The sequence below is a fragment of the uncultured Methanobrevibacter sp. genome (assembly GCF_902769175.1).
Lineage (GTDB): Archaea > Methanobacteriota > Methanobacteria > Methanobacteriales > Methanobacteriaceae > Methanobrevibacter.
In genome coordinates this window covers 1-2,416 of record NZ_CACXNW010000060.1, presented here as the reverse complement: position 1 = coordinate 2,416, position 2,416 = coordinate 1, and the positions used below count along the sequence as shown (strand labels likewise).

The following is a 2,416-nucleotide window of genomic DNA, read 5'->3' as shown; positions in this document are numbered from 1 at the left end:
AATTATTTATTTCTATAATAATAGATTGTACTTCATTGTATATAAATTTAAAGGAAAATAAGTTAAGAAAAATGTGGGTGAGGGTCATAATCGTGACACGCCCTCTATTTTTATTTTAATTATTTTTATTTTTTTGTAATTTATTTTATTTTAATTATTTTTAGTTTATTGTAATTTATTTTATTTTATTTACTTTTAGTTTATTTTAATTTTTTTTATGATTCTTTCATATTTCTTTGATATTTTTTTATATTTCTATTTTTCCTAATGCATCTATTTTTTCACATATTTCTATTTTTTTTAGATATTTCTATGTTTTTCATTGCCCTCATCTAATGTAAACATTGCATTAATCTATATTTTTTTTATAGTGTTCATAAAATGATAAGTAGCTATAATAATTTTAATAAGAATTATTTTTTAATATAATTTAAGTGTAGTTCCATTCATTTAAATGACACATTGTTCATGAATGATTTCCACGGGGGCATTGGTTCAAGATTACTCATTAGATGATACTAAAATTATTCTCAAAAATTCTCATTCGGTAAGAATAAAAATTTTCTCAAAAAAATCTTGGTGAGATCCATTAATTTGCTGGTAATAACTGTTGTTTATTGTAAATGAATTAGTGTAACTTTTTGAATTAGTGTTAACTTTTTGAATTGGTTTTACTTTTTGAATTAGTGTTAACTTTTTGAATTGGTGTTAACTGGATGAAATTATTGTTGACTTAATTGAATTGCTCTTAACTGGATTGAATAAATGTTAGCTGAAATGGACTAAATTTTTATGGGGTATGATGTTAACTACAAAGGAACATGTGTAAACTACAAAGGAACTTTCTATTTTAATATATTTTTGTAACTAAATTAATTTTATATTTATTTGTTCAAAAATTATTTTTTATTTTATTATTTTGTATATTTTTTAGTTAATTTTTATGAATTTTTTTAAATTCAATAATTAATTTAAATTTCACAATAAAATCAAAAACTTTATATATTACTTTAAACCCATTGTTATTATAGAATAAATATTTTAATATTGGTTAAATCTATATTCTTATGAATTTTTTAATAAAATTTAATTGGTTTTTCTAATATTTAACTAAATTATTGCTTTTGATCTTTAGTTGAAAAGCTATAATTAATTATATTTATTTAATCTATCAAAAAAATTATTTTTAAAAAAATTAGAGGTGTATAATATGGCACAAGGTGGACAACCTATTTTCATTTTACCTGAAGGAACTAACAGATTGTTAGGTAGAGATGCTCAAAGAACCAACATCTTAGCAGGTAAAGTATTAGCTGAAACTGTAAGAACTACTTTAGGTCCAAAAGGAATGGACAAAATGTTAGTAGACGGACTCGGAGACATTGTAGTTACCAACGATGGAGTAACTATCTTAAAAGAAATGGATATTGAACATCCTGCAGCAAAAATGCTCGTGGAAGTTGCAAAAACCCAAGAAGATGAAGTTGGAGACGGAACTACCACTGCAGTAATCATTGCTGGAGAACTTCTCAAAAAATCTGAATCATTATTAGATATGGACATTCACCCTACCATCATTGCTATGGGTTACAGACAAGCTGCTGAAAAAGCACAAGAAATCTTAGATGACATTGCTATCGATGATGTTTCCCGTGAAATGTTAGTAAAAGTAGCTATGACTGCTATGACTGGTAAAGGAACTGAAAAAGCACGTGAACCTTTAGCAAACTTAATCGTAGATGCTGTATTACAAGTTGCAGATGATGAGTCTGTTGATGCTGATCACATTAAAATCGAGAAGAAAGATGGTGCTGTAGTAGAAGAATCTACTTTAATCCAAGGTGTAATCATCGACAAAGAAAAAGTACACCCAGGTATGCCATCTGAATTAACTGATGCTAAAGTCGCTTTAGTCAACTCCCCTATAGAAGTTAAAGAAACTGAAGTAAGTGCTGAAATAAGAATCACTGACCCTGCTCAAATGCAAGCATTCATTGAACAAGAAGAAGAAATGGTCAAAGACATGGTTGCAAAAATCGCAGACTCTGGAGCAACTGTCTTATTCGCTCAAAAAGGTATCGATGACTTAGCACAACACTACTTAGCTAAAGAAGGAATCTTAGCTGTAAGAAGAGTTAAAAAATCTGACATTGACAAATTAGCTAAAGCAACTGGCGCTACTGTTGTATCCAACTTAGATGACTTAACCGAAGCTGACTTAGGTCACGCAGGTTCCGTAACCGAGAAGAAAATCTCCGGTGACGACATGATCTTTGTAGAAGAATGTCAAGAACCTAAAGCAGTAACCTTACTCGTAAGAGGAAGTACCAAACACATCGTTGACGAAATCGACAGAGCTGTTGATGACGCAATCGGTGTAGTAGCTGCTACTGTAGAAGACGGTCAAGTTGTAGCT

1 protein-coding gene is annotated in these 2,416 nt (G+C 29.1%); it reads left to right on the top strand.

Annotated elements, in window-relative coordinates:
- Positions 1-1,210: 1,210 nt before the first annotated feature.
- The coding region (gene thsB, locus QZV12_RS13470) for a thermosome subunit beta (RefSeq protein WP_295622678.1) at positions 1,211-2,416 on the top strand (1,206 nt) is incomplete at its 3' end.